This window comes from Catenulispora yoronensis (genome assembly GCF_039531695.1).
GTDB lineage: Bacteria > Actinomycetota > Actinomycetes > Streptomycetales > Catenulisporaceae > Catenulispora > Catenulispora yoronensis.
The window spans coordinates 62,454-78,325 of the sequence record NZ_BAAAQN010000058.1 but is presented as its reverse complement, the minus strand read 5'-3'; the positions used below and the strand labels follow the sequence as shown (position 1 = coordinate 78,325).

Here is a 15,872-nt window from a genome sequence, read left to right as displayed (position 1 = left end):
AGCGCTGCGGTTGCGCTTGCATGAACTTGACACCTGGTCGGCGGTACTGTAGGCAAAGCCCTGCCGACGTGACCGAGGAGAACAAACCAAAACCCAGGGAGAGGACTGAAGGATCCGGGGGCGGTGGGCGGCCACTTCAGCCCTCCGGCCGCCGGTAGAGCGAACCTTCGACTGCCAGTAGACCAGGTCCTCGGCCGCCGACGAGGCAGGTCTCTGGGGCGCCAGCACGGCAAGTCGCCGGTCAGGCAAGTCTTTGGGGCGCCGGCAGGGCAGGACTTCGGTCGCCGGTCAGGCAGGTCTTTGGGGCGCCAGTGCGGCAGGTCGCTGGCGAGGCAAGTATTTGGGGCGCTGGCGCGGCAGGACTCCGGCCACCGCTTTTGCTTTGAACCTTCCCGGCGGCCGTAGTCAGCGAGGCGCCCAGCCTCCTACCCAGTGATTGTCAGCTCTCTCCCTGGGTTTTTGGTTTGTTCTCCTCGGTCACGTCGGCAGGGCTTTGCCTACAGTACCGCCGACCAGGTGTCAAGTTCATGCAAGCCCAACCGCAGCAATAGAACTCTCACCGCAGCGGCATGGACTTGATACCTGGGCGGCGGTGCTGTACCCGTAGGGCTGCCGACGTGAGCGAGGGGAACAAACCCCCACCCCACAAACCGCCAGCGCAGCGACTAGCCAGGCCCACCTATGGAGCAGCGCCAGTTCTCCGAGGGATCAGAGGCCCCCGCCGGAGGCGCCTGCTTTACCCAGCTTTTAGCCTTTAGCTCTAGGTTTCAGCTTAAAAACCCCCCAAACCAAACGCCCCGAACCACCAACCCACGATGGTCCGAGGCGCAAGGCCACTCAGGCGCACAAAAGCGCCACCCAACACTCACTGCACGAAATAAGCCGCCTTGTCCGCCAGATCCAGCGCCATCTGCGGCACCACACCGAGCGCGACCGTAGCCACCACCGTCAAGCCCAGCGCCACCGACGTCATCAGCGACGGCATCACCACGACCGGGCCCTCGACCAGGGGCTCGCTGAAGTACATCAGCACGATCACCCGGACGTAGAAGAACGCCGCGGCTGCTGAGGCGATCACGCCGACGATCACCAGCGGCCAGGCGCCGCCGTCGGTCGCGGCTGTGAACAGGGCGAACTTGCCGGTGAAGCCGGAGGTCAGGGGGATGCCGGCGAAGGCCAGGAGGAACACGGTGAAGCAGGCTGCCAGCAGTGGGGAGCGTCGGCCGAGGCCTGCCCAGGCGGACAGGTCCGTGGCCTCGCCGCCGACTGTGGAGGCGGCCTCGCCCTCGCCGCGGCCTGGCACCGACTCGCGGACCAGGGTGACCACTGCGAAGGCGCCGATGGTGGCGAAGCCGTAGGCGGCCAGGTAGAACAGCGTGGAGCTGACGCCCTTGGCGGTCATCGAGATCACGCCGAGCAGGATGTAGCCGGCGTTGAGGATCGCCGAGTAGGCGAGCATCCGCTTGATGTCCCGCTGGGTGATCGCCAGCACCGCGCCGACCAGCATGGTCAGGATCGCCACGCCCCACATCACCGGGCGCCAGTCCCAGCGGATGCCGGGCAGTGCCACGTAGGCGATGCGCAGCAGGGCGCCGAAGGCGGCGACCTTGGTGGCGGCGGCCATGAAGCCGGTGATCGGGGTGGGCGCGCCCTGGTAGACGTCGGGCGTCCAGGAGTGGAACGGCACCGCGCCGACCTTGAACAGCAGGCCGACCGCCAGCAGCGCGATCCCGGCGAGCAGCAGCACGTCGGAGTGCGAGCCGGCGGAGATCGCGGTGGCGATCGACGGCTCCGCCACGCCGTTGGCGCCGACCGGGTCCAGTGCGGTGGACAGCCGCACCGAGCCGGCGTAGCCGTAGAGCAGCGCCACGCCGTAGAGGAAGAACGCCGAGGAGAACGCCCCCAGCAGGAAGTACTTCATCGCCGCTTCCTGCGACAGCAGCCGCCGGCGGCGGGCCAGCCCGCACAGCAGGTACAGCGGCAGGGACAGCACTTCCAGGGCCACGAACGAGGTCAGCAGGTCGTTCGCGGCGGGGAACAGCAGCATGCCGCCGATCGAGAACAGCATCAGCGGGAAGACCTCGGTGGAGCGCAGACCGGCCGCCTCGGCGGCCCGCTCGCCGCCGCTGCCCGGCGCGGAGGCGCCTTGCGCTGCGAAGGCGTCCAGGTCGACCGCGGAGGTGCCGCGCTCGGCCACCAGCAGGATGGCCAGCACCGCCAGGATGAGGATGGTGCCCTGCAGGAACAGCGTCACGCCGTCCACCGACACCGCCCCGGCGGCGGCGGTCTGGGCCATGCCGTGGTTGGAGATCACGAAGCCCAGGGCCACCAGCACCCCGGCCAGCGAGATCCCGACCTGGGCCCAGTACCGCCGGGTCCGGGGCAGGAAGGCCTCCACCAGGATCCCGGCGGTGGCCGCGCCGAACACCACGAGCATCGGCATCAGAGCCCGGTACTCGACGTGCGGCGCGGTGAAGGTGCTCGTCGCGGCGCCGGTGAGGGCGCCGGGGACGGCCGGGTCGCCGGGCGCCCCCGCGAGGAGAGTCAGAACGCTCACTTCTGTTCCGCCTTCGGCAGAGGCTGCATCACGTTCACCGCCGGAGCCGGGTCCTGCTTCTGAACGTGCGACAGGGTGGTGTTGACGGACGGGTTCACGATGTCGAGCACCGGCTTGGGGTAGAAGCCCAGGCCGATGATCAGCGCGATGAGCGGCGCGACGGCCAGCACCTCGCGCGGCCGCAGGTCCGTCATCTTCTCCAGCCCGGCCTTCAGCGGGCCGGTCATGGTCCGCTGGTAGAGCCAGAGCACATAGAGCGCGGCCAGGATGATCGCCGTGGTGGCCACGATCGCGACCGCCTTGTAGCGCTCGAAGGTGCCGACCAGGACCAGGAACTCCGAGACGAAGGACGACAGCCCCGGCAGCGCCAGCGAGGACAGTCCGGCGATCAGGAACACCCCGGCCAGCTTGGGCGCCACCTTGTTCACGCCGCCGTAGTCGTCGATCAGCTGCGACCCGCGCCGGGAGATCAGGAAGCCGGCCACGATGAACAGCGCGCCGGTCGACAGCCCGTGGTTCACCATGTAGAGCGAGGCACCGCTCTGCCCGCGCGAGGTCATCGCGAAGACCCCGAGCGTGATCAGCCCGAAGTGCGAGATCGAGGTGTACGCGATCAGCCGCTTGATGTCGGTCTGCCCGATCGCCAGCAGCGCACCGTAGATGGTGCCGACGATCGCCATCCCGATCACCAGCGGCGTGAAGAACCGCGAGGCGCCCGGGAACAGCTCCAGGCAGTAGCGCAGCATCCCGAAGGTGCCGACCTTGTCCAGCACGCCGACCAGCAGCACCGCCGAACCCGGCGTGGCCTCGGCCGCGGCGTCCGGCAGCCAGGTGTGGAACGGGAACAGCGGCGCCTTGACCGCGAAGGCCACGAAGAACCCGAGGAACAGCGCCTTGGCCAGGCCCGCGCTGATCCCCAGCTGCCCGGAGGCCACCGCGTTCGCCAAGGTGTTGAAGTCGAACGTCGCCGAGCTCAGGTGCTTGCCGGAGGCCACGTACAGGCCGATCAGCGCGGCCAGCATGAACAGCCCGCCGAACAGCGAGTACAGCAGGAACTTCACCGCCGCGTAGGACCGCTGCGGCCCGCCGAAGGACCCGATCAGGAAGTACATCGGGATCAGCATGGCTTCGAAGAACACGTAGAACAGGAACAGATCGGTGGCCGCGAAGACCCCGATCATCATGGTCTCCAGCAGCAGGAACAGCGAGAAGTAGGTGCGCACCGAGCGCTTGCCGGCGGCCTGCGCCTCGTCGGCGTCGTTCCACGCCGCCAGCAGCACGATCGGCATCAGCACCGCGGCCATCAGGATCAGCACCAGCGCGATGCCGTCGACCCCGAGCCCGTAGTTGATGTGGAACGCCTTGATCCACGGGTGGCTCTCGGTGAACTGGAACCGGTCGCCGCCCTTCTTGAACTGCGTGGCCATCGCGACCGCGACACCGAGGGTGGCCGTGCTGAAGGCCAGCGCGACCTTCTTGGCCAGGTCGCCCTTCTCCTTCGGCAGCGCGGCCACCGCGGCCGAACCGACCAGCGGGACGGCGCCCAGCGTGGTCAACCAGGGAAAGCTGCTCATCTCCAGTCTCCCTTTAGAGCTTCGCGAACAGGATCGCGGCGATCAACGCGGCCGCTCCCCCGAACATGGACAGGGCGTAGGAGCGGACGAACCCGTTCTGGAGCCGCCGCAGGCGCCCGGAAGTCCCGCCGACCAGGGCCGCCAGGCCGTTGATCGCGCCGTCCACACCGCGGTTGTCGGTGTAGACCAGGGTCCGGGTCAGGTACTGGCCGGGGCGCATCAGCGCCGCCTCGTTGAAGGCGTCGCCGTACAGGTCCTTGCGGGCCGCCACGGTGATGAAGGAGCCGCGCGGGGCGACCGCCGGCACCTTCCGGGTGCCGTACTTCAGGTAGGCGAACCCGACCCCCACGGCCACCGCCGCCAGGGTGATGATCGACAGCGTCGTGGAGTTCAGCCCGCCGGGCAGCTTGCCCTCCGCGCGCGGACCCACGACCGGCTCCAGCCACTTCACGAACGACTCGTTCATGTTGAACAGGAAGCCGGCGCCGACCGACCCGACCGCCAGCAGCAGCATCGGCAGCGCCATCGTCGAGGGCGACTCGTGCGGGTGCGGCTCGTGCCCGTCGGCGTCCTCGACCCAGCGCTTCTCGCCGAAGAACGTCATGATCACCATGCGGGTCATGTAGAACGCCGTGATCAGCGCACCGAGCAGGGCCGCGCCGCCCAGGATCCAGCCCGAGGTGCCGCCCTTGCTGAACGCGGCCTCGATGATCTTGTCCTTGGAGTAGAACCCGGAGAACGGCGGGCAGCCGATGATCGCCAGGTAGCCCAGGAAGAACGTGCCGAAGGTGATCGGCATGTACTTGCGCAGGCCGCCGTAGTGGCGCATGTTCACCTCGTCGTTCATGCCGTGCATGACCGATCCGGCGCCCAGGAACAGCCCGGCCTTGAAGAAGCCGTGGGTGACCAGGTGCATGATCGCGAAGGCGTAGCCGATCGGGCCCAGGCCCGCGGCCAGGATCATGTAGCCGATCTGCGACATCGTCGAGCCGGCCAGGCCCTTCTTGATGTCGTCCTTGGCGCAACCGACGATCGCGCCGAACAGCAGCGTGATCGCGCCGACGATGGTCACCAGCAGGCGCGCGGTCGGCGACAGGTCGAAGATCGCGTGCGAGCGGACGATCAGGTAGACCCCGGCCGTCACCATGGTCGCGGCGTGGATCAGGGCACTGACCGGGGTCGGGCCCTCCATCGCGTCGCCGAGCCAGGTCTGCAGCGGGAACTGCGCCGACTTGCCGCAGGCGGCCAGCAGCAGCATGATCCCGATCGCGGTCAGCGTGCCGTCCGAGGCGCCCTTCGCGGTCCCGAAGACGGTGTCGAAGCTGAACGACCCGAAGGTGACGAACATCAGCATCACCGCGATCGACAGCCCGACGTCACCGACCCGGTTGACCACGAACGCCTTCTTGGCCGCGGCCGCCGCGCTCGGCTTGTGCTGCCAGAACCCGATCAGCAGGTACGACGCCAGACCGACGCCCTCCCAGCCGACGTACAGCAGCAGGTAGTTGTCGGCCAGCACCAGGATCAGCATGGCCGCCAGGAACAGGTTCAGGTAGCTGAAGAACTTCCGGCGCTCCCGGTCGTGGCTCATGTAGCCGATCGAGTAGATGTGGATCAGCGATCCGACACCGGTGATCAGCAGCACGAACACCATCGAGAGCTGGTCCAGCTGGAACGACACGTCGGCCTGGAACGGGTTCTGCCCCGTCCCGGGCACCGGCACCCAGGAGTACAGGTGCTGGTGCATGCTCCGCTCGGCGTCGCTCTTGCCCAGCATGGTGAAGAACAGCCCGGCGCCGAGGGCGAAGCTGCCCAGGGCGGTCAGACACCCCAGCAGATGCCCCCAGGCGTTGGTGCGCCTGCCCCCCAGGAGCAGGACCGCCGCGCCGAGGAGCGGCAGTCCCGGGACAAGCCAGATGAGCTTTTCCATTCCCGCCTCTCAGTACTTCAGCAGGTTCGCGTCGTCGACCGAGGCCGAGCGGCGGGTGCGGAACACGGACACGATGATGGCCAGGCCGACCACGACCTCCGCGGCCGCCACCACCATCGTGAAGAAGGCGATGACCTGGCCGGTGAGGTCGCCGTGCATCCGGGAGAAGGTCACCAGCGACAGGTTCACCGCGTTGAGCATCAGCTCCACGCACATGAAAACCACGATGGCGTTCCGCCGGATCAGGACCCCGAAGGCGCCGATCGTGAACAGCAGCGCCGACAGGAACAGGTAGTTCTCGGGGTTCATTCGTTGTCTCCGTTCGCGGCGCCCGCGGTGCTCTCCACCAGCGGGGCCTCACCCTGGCGCGGGACGGCCATGGCCTGCCGGGTGACCGCGGTCAGCCCGACCGCGTCGCGCACCGGGGTGCGGGCCACCAGCGTGGCGTTGACCGAGTCCTCGGCCGGCGAGCCGTCCGGCAGCAGCGCCGGGATGTCCACCGCGTTGTGCCGGGCGTAGACGCCGGGCGTCGGCAGCGGCGTCATCCGCTTGCCGGTGCGCACCCGCTCCTCGACCAGCTCCTTCTGCGACTTGCGGGCCACCAGGCGCTCCCGGTGGGTCAGCACCATCGCCCCGACCGCCGCGGTGATCAGCAGCGCCGAGGTGACCTCGAAGGCCCAGAAGTACTTGCTGAAGATCAGGTCCGCCAGGTTCTTGACGTTGCCGCCCCCGGCGTTGGCCGCGCCGGAGCCGGCGAACGAGCCCAGCCGCGCGTGGCCCAGGGTGGTCATGATCAGCACCGCGAACGCGACGCCGGCCAGCACCGCCAGCTTGCGCTGGCCCTTGATGGTCTCGACCAGCGAGTCGGCGCTGGAGACGCCGACCAGCATCAGCACGAACAGGAACAGCATCATGATCGCGCCGGTGTAGACGACGATCTGCACCACGCCCAGGAAGTACGCCCCCTGCGCCAGGTAGAAGACCGCCAGGCAGACCATGGTCGCGGCCAGCGACAGCGCCGAGTGCACAGCCTTCTTGGACAGCACCATCCCGAGCGCGCCGAGCACGGCCACCGCGCCCAGGACCCAGAACTGCACCGCCTCACCGGTGGAGGTCTTGCCCATCCCGTCGGCGAGGACCACCGCGGCCTGGTGCGGGCCGAGTGCCGAACCAGCCATCACGCCTCCTCCCTGTCCAGGTTCTTCTCACCGGTGTGCTGGGAGGCGCGCGGCTGCGGGACGGTGCCCGGGGCGGCCGCGGTGACCTTGCCCTCGTAGTAGTCCTTCGCCGTCATCCCCGGGAAGATCGAGTGCGGCGCGTCGACCATGCCCTCGGACAGGCCGACCAGCAGCTCGTCCTTGGTGTAGATGAGCTTGGCCCGCGAGTCGTCGGCGAGCTCGAACTCGTTGGTCATGGTCAGCGCCCGGGTCGGGCAGGCCTCGATGCACAGCCCGCACAGGATGCAGCGCAGGTAGTTGATCTGGTAGACCCGGCCGTAGCGCTCCCCGGGGGAGTAGCGCTCCTCCTCGGTGTTGTCCGCGCCCTCGACGTAGATCGCGTCCGCCGGACAGGCCCAGGCGCACAGCTCGCACCCGACGCACTTCTCCAGCCCGTCGGGGTGCCGGTTCAGCTGGTGCCGGCCGTGGAAGCGCAGCGCGGTCTGCTTGGGCTCCTCCGGGTACTGCTCGGTCGTCCGCTTCTTGAACATGGTCGAGAAGGTGACGCCGAACCCGGCCACCGGGGCCAGCGGGTTCTTCGGCTTCTCCGCGCCGGAGTACGGGTTCTGCTCGTCAGACATCGGTATCTCCTGCGGTTTCCGGTTCGCCGTCGGCGGACTCCACCAGGGCGCCCACCAGGGCGGCCCGCGGGCGGCGCGGCGTGAAGGCGGGCGGCGCCTGGCCCGGCAGCGGCGGCACCGGGAAGCCCTGGCCCATCGGGTCGAAGGGCTGGGCGGCGGCCGCGGCCTGCTCGGCCTTCTCCCGGGCGTCGGCCTGGCGGTAGCGCAGCTCGCTGACGATCCAGACGACCAGCATCACGCCGAGCAGCGGGCCGAGCAGGTAGACCAGGTGCGAGCGGTCCAGGTCGCCCTGGTTCTTCATGGTGCGCATCACCGCGACCGCCAGCAGCCAGACCAGCGAGGCCGGGATCAGCACCTTCCAGCCCAGCTTCATGAACTGGTCGTAGCGCAGCCGGGGCAGCGTGGCGCGCAGCCAGAAGAAGAACAGCATGAACAGCACCAGCTTGCCGACGAACCACAGCACCGGCCACCAGCCGCTGTTCGCGCCGGACCAGACCGACACCAGGCCGATCGGGGCGTGCCAGCCGCCCAGGAACATGGTCACGGCCAGCGAGGAGACGGTGACCATGTTGATGTACTCGGCCAGGAAGAACAGCGCGAACTTGATCGAGGAGTACTCGGTGTGGAACCCGCCGACCAGCTCGCCCTCAGCCTCCGGGAGGTCGAACGGCGCCCGGTTGGTCTCCCCGACCATGGACACGATGTAGATCAGGAACGAGGGCAGCAGCGGGATCGCGTTCCACCAGCTGTGCTGGCTGCTGACGATGCCCGAGGTGCTCATCGTGCCGGCGTACATGAACACCGCCACGAACGACAGCGACATCGCGATCTCGTAGGAGATCATCTGCGCGGTCGAGCGCAGGCCGCCGAGCAGCGGGTAGGTCGAGCCGGAGGCCCAGCCGGCCAGCACGATGCCGTAGATCCCGATCGAGGTCGCGGCCAGCACGTACAGGATCGCGACCGGGAGGTCGGTCAGCTGCAGCGCGGTGCGGTGGCCCAGGATCGACACCTGGTTGTCGGCGGGGCCGAACGGCACCACCGCGATCGCCAGGAACGCCGGGATGGTGGACAGCAGCGGCGCCAGCACGAAGACGATCTTGTCCGCCGCGGTGGGGATGATGTCTTCCTTGAGCATCAGCTTCACACCGTCGGCCAGCGACTGCAGCAGGCCCCAGGGGCCGGTGCGGTTGGGCCCGATGCGCTGCTGCATGTAGCCGACGATCTTGCGCTCGAACAGGATCGCCATCAGCACGGTGACGACCAGGAACGCGAAGACCGCGACCACCTTGATCAGGATCAGCCACCACGGGTCCCGGCCGAAGTACGAGAGGTTCTCGTAGTTCGTCGGCGCGGTCCCGTCGGCGGCCAGGGGAGCCAGGGCGGCATGGCCCAGGACTGCCAGGGCGCTCATGCGGTGGCCTCCACTTCGGTCGCGGCGCGCGCGATCTTGACCAGCGAGCCGGTGTCGGCCCGCAGCGTGCGGCGGACCTGCGAACCGCGGGAGTTCGTGGGCAGCCACACCACCCGGCCGGCCAGATCGGCGATCCGCAGCGGCAGGGTGATCGCGCCGTGCTCGGTGGCGACGGTGACCTCCTCGCCCTCGGCGGCCCCGATCTCCGAGGCGGTCTCCTTGCTCAGGTGGACCGCGACCGGCTTGCGGGTCCCGGCCAGGAACGGCTCGTTCCCCTGCAGCGAGCCCTCGTCCAGCAGCAGGTGCCAGGTGGCCAGCACGGCCTCGCCGACCGCCGGCTTGGGCAGGTCGGCCGCGGTGCCGCGCAGGGTGGAGATCCGCTCGCCGTTCCACAGGCCCAGCCGGGCCAGCTCGTGCCGGGCGGCGCCCACCGTGGGCAGCCCCAGGTGCACGTCCATGGCGTCGGCGATCCGGTCCAGCACCCGCAGGTCGGGCATCTCGCCCAGGCCCGCGGCCTGCACCGCGTCGGCGTCCAGCGCGGTCTCGAACGGCCGCTGCCGGCCCTCCCAGTCCACGAAGGTGCCGGACTTCTCGGCCACCGGCGCGACCGGGAACACCACGTGCGCCCGCTCGGTCACCGCGGTGTGCCGGAACTCCAGCGACACCACGCAGGGCACCCGCTCCAGGCCGGCCAGGAAGGCCTCGGGGTCGGCCAGGTCGTACGGGTCGACCCCGGCCACCACGATCCCGGCCAGCCGGCCCAGGTTGGCGGCGTCCGCGATGTCCCCGGTGCCCCGCCCGAAGCCAGCGGGCAGGGTGCTGACGCCCCACTGCGCGGCCACCTCGTTGCGGGCGTCGGAGTCGGTGATCGGCCGGCCGCCGGGCAGCAGGTTCGGCAGCGCGCCGGCCTCCAGCGCGCCGCGCTCGCCGGCCCGGCGCGGGATCCACGCCAGCTTGGCGCCGGTGGTCCCGGCCAGCTTCACCGCGGCGGTCAGCGCGCCCGGCACCACGGCCAGCCGCTCGCCGACCAGGATCACCGCGCCCGGCTCGCGCAGGCCCGCGGCGGTGCGCAGTCCGGCGGCGTCCAGACCGGAGTCCTCGCCGCCGTCGGCCAGCGCGGCCAGGAAGGCCGGCTCGGTGAGCGGGGCCGCCTTCAGCAGCGAGCCCTTGAGCTTGTCCAGCCCGCGGGTGGCGAACGGCGCTATGGCCGAGACCGGGAGCCGGCGGGCGAGCACGTTCTTGCGCAGCCGCAGGAAGACGATCGGCGCCTCCTCCTCCGGCTCCAGGCCGACCAGCAGCACCGCCGGGGCGGCGTCGAGGTCGGCGTAGGTGGTGGCCAGCCCGGTGCCGGCGACGTGCGCCGCCAGGAACTCGGCCTCCTCCTCGGAGTGCGGCCGGGCCCGGAAGTCGATGTCGTTGGTCTCCAGCGCGACCCGGGTGAACTTCGCGTAGGCGTAGGCGTCCTCCAGCGTCAGACGCCCGCCGACCAGCGCGGCGGCCCGGCCGCGGGCGGCGTTCAGGCCGTCGGCGGCGAAGGCCAGCGCCTCGGGCCAGGAGGCCGGGCGCAACTGCCCGGACTCGCGGTCCCGGATCAGCGGCGTGGTGATCCGCTTGGCGCCGGGGGCCTGCGCGTACTGGAACGCCCAGCGGCCCTTGTCGCAGTTCCACTCCTCGTTCACCTGCGGGTCCTCGGCGGCCATCCGCCGGGTGACCTTGCCGCGGCGGTGGTCCGTCCGCAGCGCGCAGCCGGCCGCGCAGTGCTCGCACGCCGAGGGCGAGGAGACCAGGTCGAAGGGCCGGGAGCGGAACCGGTAGGCGGCGCCGGTGAGCGCGCCGACCGGGCAGATCTGCACGGTGTTGCCGGAGAAGTAGGACGCGAAGTCCTGGTCCTCGGCCACCGAGATGCCGACCTGCTGCTGCGACCCGCGCTCGATCAGGGTGATGAACGGGTCGCCGGCGATCTGGTCGGCGAACCGGGTGCAGCGCGCACAGGACACGCAGCGCTCCCGGTCCAGCAGCACCTGGCTGGAGACGTTGATCGGCTTGGGGAAGGTGCGCTTGGCGCCCTCGAACCGGGACTCCCCGGCGCCGCTGCTCATCGCCTGGTTCTGCAGCGGGCACTCGCCGCCCTTGTCGCAGACCGGGCAGTCCAGCGGGTGGTTGATGAGCAGCAGCTCCATCACCCCGCGCTGGGCCTTCTCGGCCACCGGGGAGCTGTACTGGGTCCGGATCACCATGCCGTCGGTGACCGTGGTGGTGCAGGAGGCCACCGGCTTGCGCTGGCCCTCCACCTCCACGATGCACTGCCGGCAGGCGCCGACCGGGGCCAGCAGCGGGTGGTCGCAGAACCGGGGGATCTGGGTGCCGATCCGCTCCGCGGAGCGGATGATCAGCTCGTTCTTCGGAACCCGCAGCTCGACGCCGTCGATGGTGATGGTCACCAGATCGACGGGAGGTGGCGTGCTCACCGCCACCTCCTTGCCGCTGTCTGCGGAGTTCGTTGCGGTCACGGTCATGCGCTGGTCCTCGCGAATGACAGCGGGCTGTCGGCCCACGCGGTGGACAGGGACGGGTCGAAGGGGCACCCGCCGCGGTCGAAGTGCTCCAGGTACTCGTCCCGGAAGTACTTGATCGAGGACGTGATCGGCGCGGTGGCACCGTCACCGAGGGCGCAGAAGGCCTTGCCCATGATGTTGTCGCACAGGTCCAGGAGCTTGCCGAGGTCCTCCTCGGAGCCCTCGCCCTTCTCCAGGCGCTTGAGGATCTGCACGAGCCAGTAGGTGCCCTCGCGGCACGGGGTGCACTTGCCGCAGGACTCGTGCGCGTAGAACTCGGTCCAGCGCAGCACCGCGCGCACCACGCAGGTGGTCTCGTCGAAGATCTGCAGCGCCTTGGTCCCGAGCATCGAGCCGGCCGCGCCGACCCCCTCGTAGTCCAGGACGGTGTCCAGGTGCTCCTCGGTGAACATCGGCGTGGAGGAGCCGCCCGGGGTCCAGAACTTCAGGCGGTGCCCGGGGCGGACGCCGCCGGCGTAGTCCAGCAGCTCGCGCAGGGTGATGCCCAGCGGCGCCTCGTACTGGCCGGGGTGCTTCACGTGGCCGGACAGCGAGTACAGCGTGAAGCCCGGGGACTTCTCACTGCCCATGCTCTTGAACCAGTCCACGCCGTTGCGCACGATCGCGGGAACCGAAGCGATGGACTCGACGTTGTTCACGACGGTGGGGCTGGCGTAGAGCCCTGCGATGGCCGGGAAGGGAGGGCGCAGACGAGGTTGTCCACGCTTGCCCTCCAGCGAGTCCAGCAGCGCCGTCTCCTCGCCGCAGATGTAGGCGCCGGCCCCGGCGTGCACGGTGAGTTCGAGGTCGAAGTCGGTGCCGAAGACGTTCCGGCCCAGGTATCCGGCCTCGTACGCCTCGCGCACCGCGGCCTGCAGCCGGCGCAGCACGTGCAGCACCTCGCCGCGCACGTAGATGAACGCGTGGTTGGCGCGGATCGCGTAGCACGCGATGATCACGCCCTCCACCAGCTCGTGCGGGTCGGCCATGATGAACGGGATGTCCTTGCAGGTGCCCGGCTCGGACTCGTCGGCGTTCACCACCAGGTAGTGCGGCTTGCCGTCGTTCTGCGGGATGAAGCCCCACTTCATGCCGGTGGGGAAGCCGGCGCCGCCGCGGCCGCGCAGGCCGGAGTCCTTGACCAGCTGGATCACCTCGTCCGGGTGCATCCGCAGCGCCTGCTTCACGGCGGTGTAGCCGTCGCGCCGCTGGTAGCCGGCCAGGGTCCAGGGCTCGGAGTCGAGCCAGCCCCGGGACAGGACGGGGGTCAGTTCGGGTGCCATTACTCGGACGCCTCCGTGGTTCCCGCCGGCCCCGTGGGGGTCCGGCCCTGCGAGACGAGCAGACCGGCCAGCGAGGCGTGCCCGGCGGCGCCGCCGCCGGCCACCGCGCCCTCGCGCGGGTCCTCGAACCCGGCCAGGATCCGCTCGGCCTGCTTGAAGGTGCACAGCGCCGGGCCGCGGGTGGACAGCACGTCCTTGCCCGCGCGCAGCTCGTCGACCAGCCGGACCGCCTTGTCCGGGGTCATGTCGTCCATGAACTCCCAGTTGACGGTCATCACCGGCGCGTAGTCGCACGCGGCGTTGCACTCGATGTGCTCCAGCGTGAGCCGGCCGTCCTCGGTGGTCTCGTCGTTGCCGACGCCGAGGTGGTCCTTGAGCGTGGCGAAGATGGCGTCGCCGCCCAGCACCGCGCACAGCGTGTTGGTGCACACGCCGACGTGGTAGTCGCCGACCGGGCGCCGCTTGTACATGGTGTAGAACGTCGACACCGCCGAGACCTCGGCGGTGGACAGTCCCAGCTTGTCGGCGCAGTACTCGATGCCCGCCGGGGAGACGTAGCCCTCCTCGCTCTGCACCAGGTGCAGCAACGGGAGCAGGGCCGAGCCGGACTGCGGGTACCGGGAGACGATCTCCGCGGCGTCCGCGTCCAGCTTCCTGAGGTGTGCGTAGGCTTCCTGATCGGTCAACGGTCCACTCCGCCCATGACGGGGTCGAGCGAGGCGATGGCGACGATGACGTCGGCCAGCTGGCCGCCCTCGCACATCGCCGCGGTCGCCTGCAGGTTGGTGAAGGAGGGGTCCCGGAAGTGGACCCGGTACGGCCGGGTGCCGCCGTCGGACACCACGTGCACGCCGAGCTCGCCCTTGGGCGACTCCACGGCCGCGTAGACCTGCCCCGGCGGGACGTGGAAGCCCTCGGTCACCAGCTTGAAGTGGTGGATCAGGGCCTCCATGGAGTCGCCCATGATGTGCCGGATGTGGTCCAGGCTGTTGCCCATGCCGTCGCTGCCCAGCGCCAGCTGCGCGGGCCAGGCGATCTTGCGGTCCTCGACCATGACCGGCTGGCCCTGGGTGCGCTGGATCCGGTCCAGGCACTGCTCGACGATCCGCAGCGACTCGTACATCTCGGCCAGCCGGACCCGGTAGCGGCCGTAGGAGTCGGCGGTGTCCCAGGTGGGCACGTCGAACTCGTAGGTCTCGTACCCGCAGTAGGGCTCGGACTTGCGCAGGTCGTGCGGCAGGCCGGCGCTGCGCAGCGTCGGGCCGGTGATGCCCAGCGCCATGCAGCCGGCCAGGTCCAGGTAGCCCACGCCCTCGGTGCGGCCCTTGAAGATCGGGTTCTCGTTGCACAGCTTCGCGTAGTCCGGGAAGCGCTTGCGCATCAGCTTGACGTAGCTGCCGATCTTGTCCACCGCGCCGGGCGGCAGGTCCTGCGCGACGCCGCCGGGGCGGACGTAGGCGTGGTTCATCCGCAGGCCGGTCACGAACTCGAAGAGGTCCAGCGTCTCCTCGCGCTCGCGGAAGCCCGCGGTCATCATGGTCAGCGCGCCCATCTCCATGCCGCCGGTGGCCAGGCAGACCAGGTGGCTGGAGATCCGGTTCAGCTCCATCATCAGGACCCGGATGACACTGGCCCGCTCGGGGATCTGCTCCTCGATGTCCAGCGCCTTCTCCACCGCCAGGCAGTACGCCGTCTCGTTGAACAGCGGCGTGAGGTAGTCCATGCGGGTCACGAAGGTGGTGCCCTGCACCCAGCTGCGGTACTCGGTGTTCTTCTCGATGCCGGTGTGCAGGTAGCCGATGCCGCAGCGGGCCTCGGTGACGGTCTCGCCGTCGATCTCCAGGATCAGGCGGAGCACGCCGTGCGTCGACGGGTGCTGCGGACCCATGTTGACGACGATCCGCTCCTCCGGGCTCTCGGCCAGGCCGGACAGGATCTCGTCCCAGTCGCCGCCGGAGACGGTGAAGACCCGCCCCTCCAGGCCCTCGGCGTCATGCGGGTCCGCGGCGCCGCCGGCGGCCGCGGACTGCGCGCTGCCGGCGGGCTCGCCGCCCTCCTCGTACTGGACGTCGGCGTCGATGACGGTCATGAGTAGGCCCTCCGCTGGTCCGGAGCCGGGATCTGCGCGCCCTTGAACTCGACGGGAATGCCGCCGAGCGGGTAGTCCTTGCGCTGGGGGTGCCCCAGCCAGTCGTCCGGCATCAGGATCCGGGTCAGGCCGGGGTGGCCGTCGTAGACGATGCCGAACATGTCGTACGTCTCGCGCTCGTGCCAGTCCACCGTGGGGTAGACGTCGTAGAGCGAGGGCAGGTGCGGGTCGATGTCCGGGGCCGTGGTCTCCAGCCGGATCCGGCGGTTGTGCGTGATGCTCAGCAGTCCGACGACGCTGTGCAGCTCGCGACCGGCCTCCTCCGGGAAGTGCACGCCGGTGACGCCCAGGCACAGCTCGAAGCGCAGCGCCGGGTCGTCGCGCAGGGTGCTCGCCACCCGCACCAGGTGCTCGCGCGGGACGTGGATGGTCAGCTGCCCGCGGTACACCACGTAGGCGGTGATCGCCTCGGGCGGCAGGCCCTGCTCCTCCAGCGCGCCCTCGAGCTCGTCGGCGATCACATCGAAATAGCCGCCGAAGGGGCGCGCGCTCGCGCCGGGCAGCTCGATCCGGCGGACCAGGCCGCCGTAGCCGGAGGTGTCGCCGCCGTTGCGCGCGCCGAACATGCCCTTGCGGGTCGCGATCAGCCGGCCGGAGTCGGCAGCACCGTCCGCG

Annotated in this window: 12 protein-coding genes; all 12 read right to left on the bottom strand. The window is 69.9% G+C overall.

Features of this window, described 5'->3' with window-relative positions; genetic code table 11:
- Positions 1-865: 865 nt before the first annotated feature.
- From nuoN to ABD481_RS35800, 12 genes are read right to left on the bottom strand one after another with little or no spacing between them, the layout of a single operon-like run.
- The gene (nuoN, locus tag ABD481_RS35855; protein ID WP_344670297.1) at positions 866-2,548 is read right to left on the bottom strand and encodes an NADH-quinone oxidoreductase subunit NuoN; all 1,683 of its coding nucleotides are present in this window, start codon (positions 2,546-2,548) and stop codon (positions 866-868) included.
- 5 nt (positions 2,549-2,553) lie between these two features.
- Complete coding sequence (locus ABD481_RS35850) at positions 2,554-4,131, bottom strand: NADH-quinone oxidoreductase subunit M (RefSeq protein ID WP_344670292.1); 1,578 nt, start codon at positions 4,129-4,131, stop codon at positions 2,554-2,556.
- 13 nt (positions 4,132-4,144) lie between these two features.
- Positions 4,145-6,061 (bottom strand): NADH-quinone oxidoreductase subunit L, encoded by a 1,917-nt coding sequence (gene nuoL, locus ABD481_RS35845; RefSeq protein ID WP_344670291.1) that lies wholly within the window; start codon positions 6,059-6,061, stop codon positions 4,145-4,147.
- A 9-nt stretch (positions 6,062-6,070) separates the two neighbouring features.
- The gene (gene nuoK, locus ABD481_RS35840) at positions 6,071-6,370 is read right to left on the bottom strand and encodes an NADH-quinone oxidoreductase subunit NuoK (protein WP_344670290.1); all 300 of its coding nucleotides are present in this window, start codon (positions 6,368-6,370) and stop codon (positions 6,071-6,073) included.
- On the bottom strand, positions 6,367-7,185 hold the full coding sequence (locus tag ABD481_RS35835) for an NADH-quinone oxidoreductase subunit J (protein ID WP_425559375.1): 819 nt from the start codon (positions 7,183-7,185) through the stop codon (positions 6,367-6,369). Before ABD481_RS35835 ends, nuoK begins: the two co-directional genes overlap by 4 nt.
- Before the next feature lie 53 nt (positions 7,186-7,238).
- Positions 7,239-7,859, bottom strand: coding sequence for an NADH-quinone oxidoreductase subunit NuoI (gene nuoI / locus ABD481_RS35830; RefSeq protein WP_344670288.1), 621 nt, complete (start codon positions 7,857-7,859; stop codon positions 7,239-7,241).
- The gene (nuoH, locus tag ABD481_RS35825; RefSeq protein ID WP_344670287.1) at positions 7,852-9,270 is read right to left on the bottom strand and encodes an NADH-quinone oxidoreductase subunit NuoH; all 1,419 of its coding nucleotides are present in this window, start codon (positions 9,268-9,270) and stop codon (positions 7,852-7,854) included. The genes nuoI and nuoH overlap by 8 nt, the downstream gene beginning before the upstream one ends.
- Positions 9,267-11,786: an NADH-quinone oxidoreductase subunit G gene (locus ABD481_RS35820; protein ID WP_344670286.1), complete on the bottom strand. Its 2,520-nt coding sequence runs from the start codon at positions 11,784-11,786 to the stop codon at positions 9,267-9,269. The genes nuoH and ABD481_RS35820 overlap by 4 nt, the downstream gene beginning before the upstream one ends.
- On the bottom strand, positions 11,783-13,108 hold the full coding sequence (gene nuoF / locus ABD481_RS35815) for an NADH-quinone oxidoreductase subunit NuoF (RefSeq protein ID WP_344670285.1): 1,326 nt from the start codon (positions 13,106-13,108) through the stop codon (positions 11,783-11,785). Before nuoF ends, ABD481_RS35820 begins: the two co-directional genes overlap by 4 nt.
- Positions 13,108-13,794 carry an NADH-quinone oxidoreductase subunit NuoE gene (gene nuoE / locus ABD481_RS35810; RefSeq protein WP_344670284.1) on the bottom strand — a complete coding sequence of 229 codons (687 nt, stop codon included), beginning with the start codon at positions 13,792-13,794 and terminating at the stop codon, positions 13,108-13,110. Before nuoE ends, nuoF begins: the two co-directional genes overlap by 1 nt.
- Positions 13,791-15,197 (bottom strand): NADH-quinone oxidoreductase subunit D, encoded by a 1,407-nt coding sequence (locus ABD481_RS35805; protein WP_344670283.1) that lies wholly within the window; start codon positions 15,195-15,197, stop codon positions 13,791-13,793. Before ABD481_RS35805 ends, nuoE begins: the two co-directional genes overlap by 4 nt.
- Positions 15,194-15,844, bottom strand: coding sequence for an NADH-quinone oxidoreductase subunit C (locus ABD481_RS35800; protein WP_344670296.1), 651 nt, complete (start codon positions 15,842-15,844; stop codon positions 15,194-15,196). The genes ABD481_RS35805 and ABD481_RS35800 overlap by 4 nt, the downstream gene beginning before the upstream one ends.
- Positions 15,845-15,872: the final 28 nt, after the last annotated feature.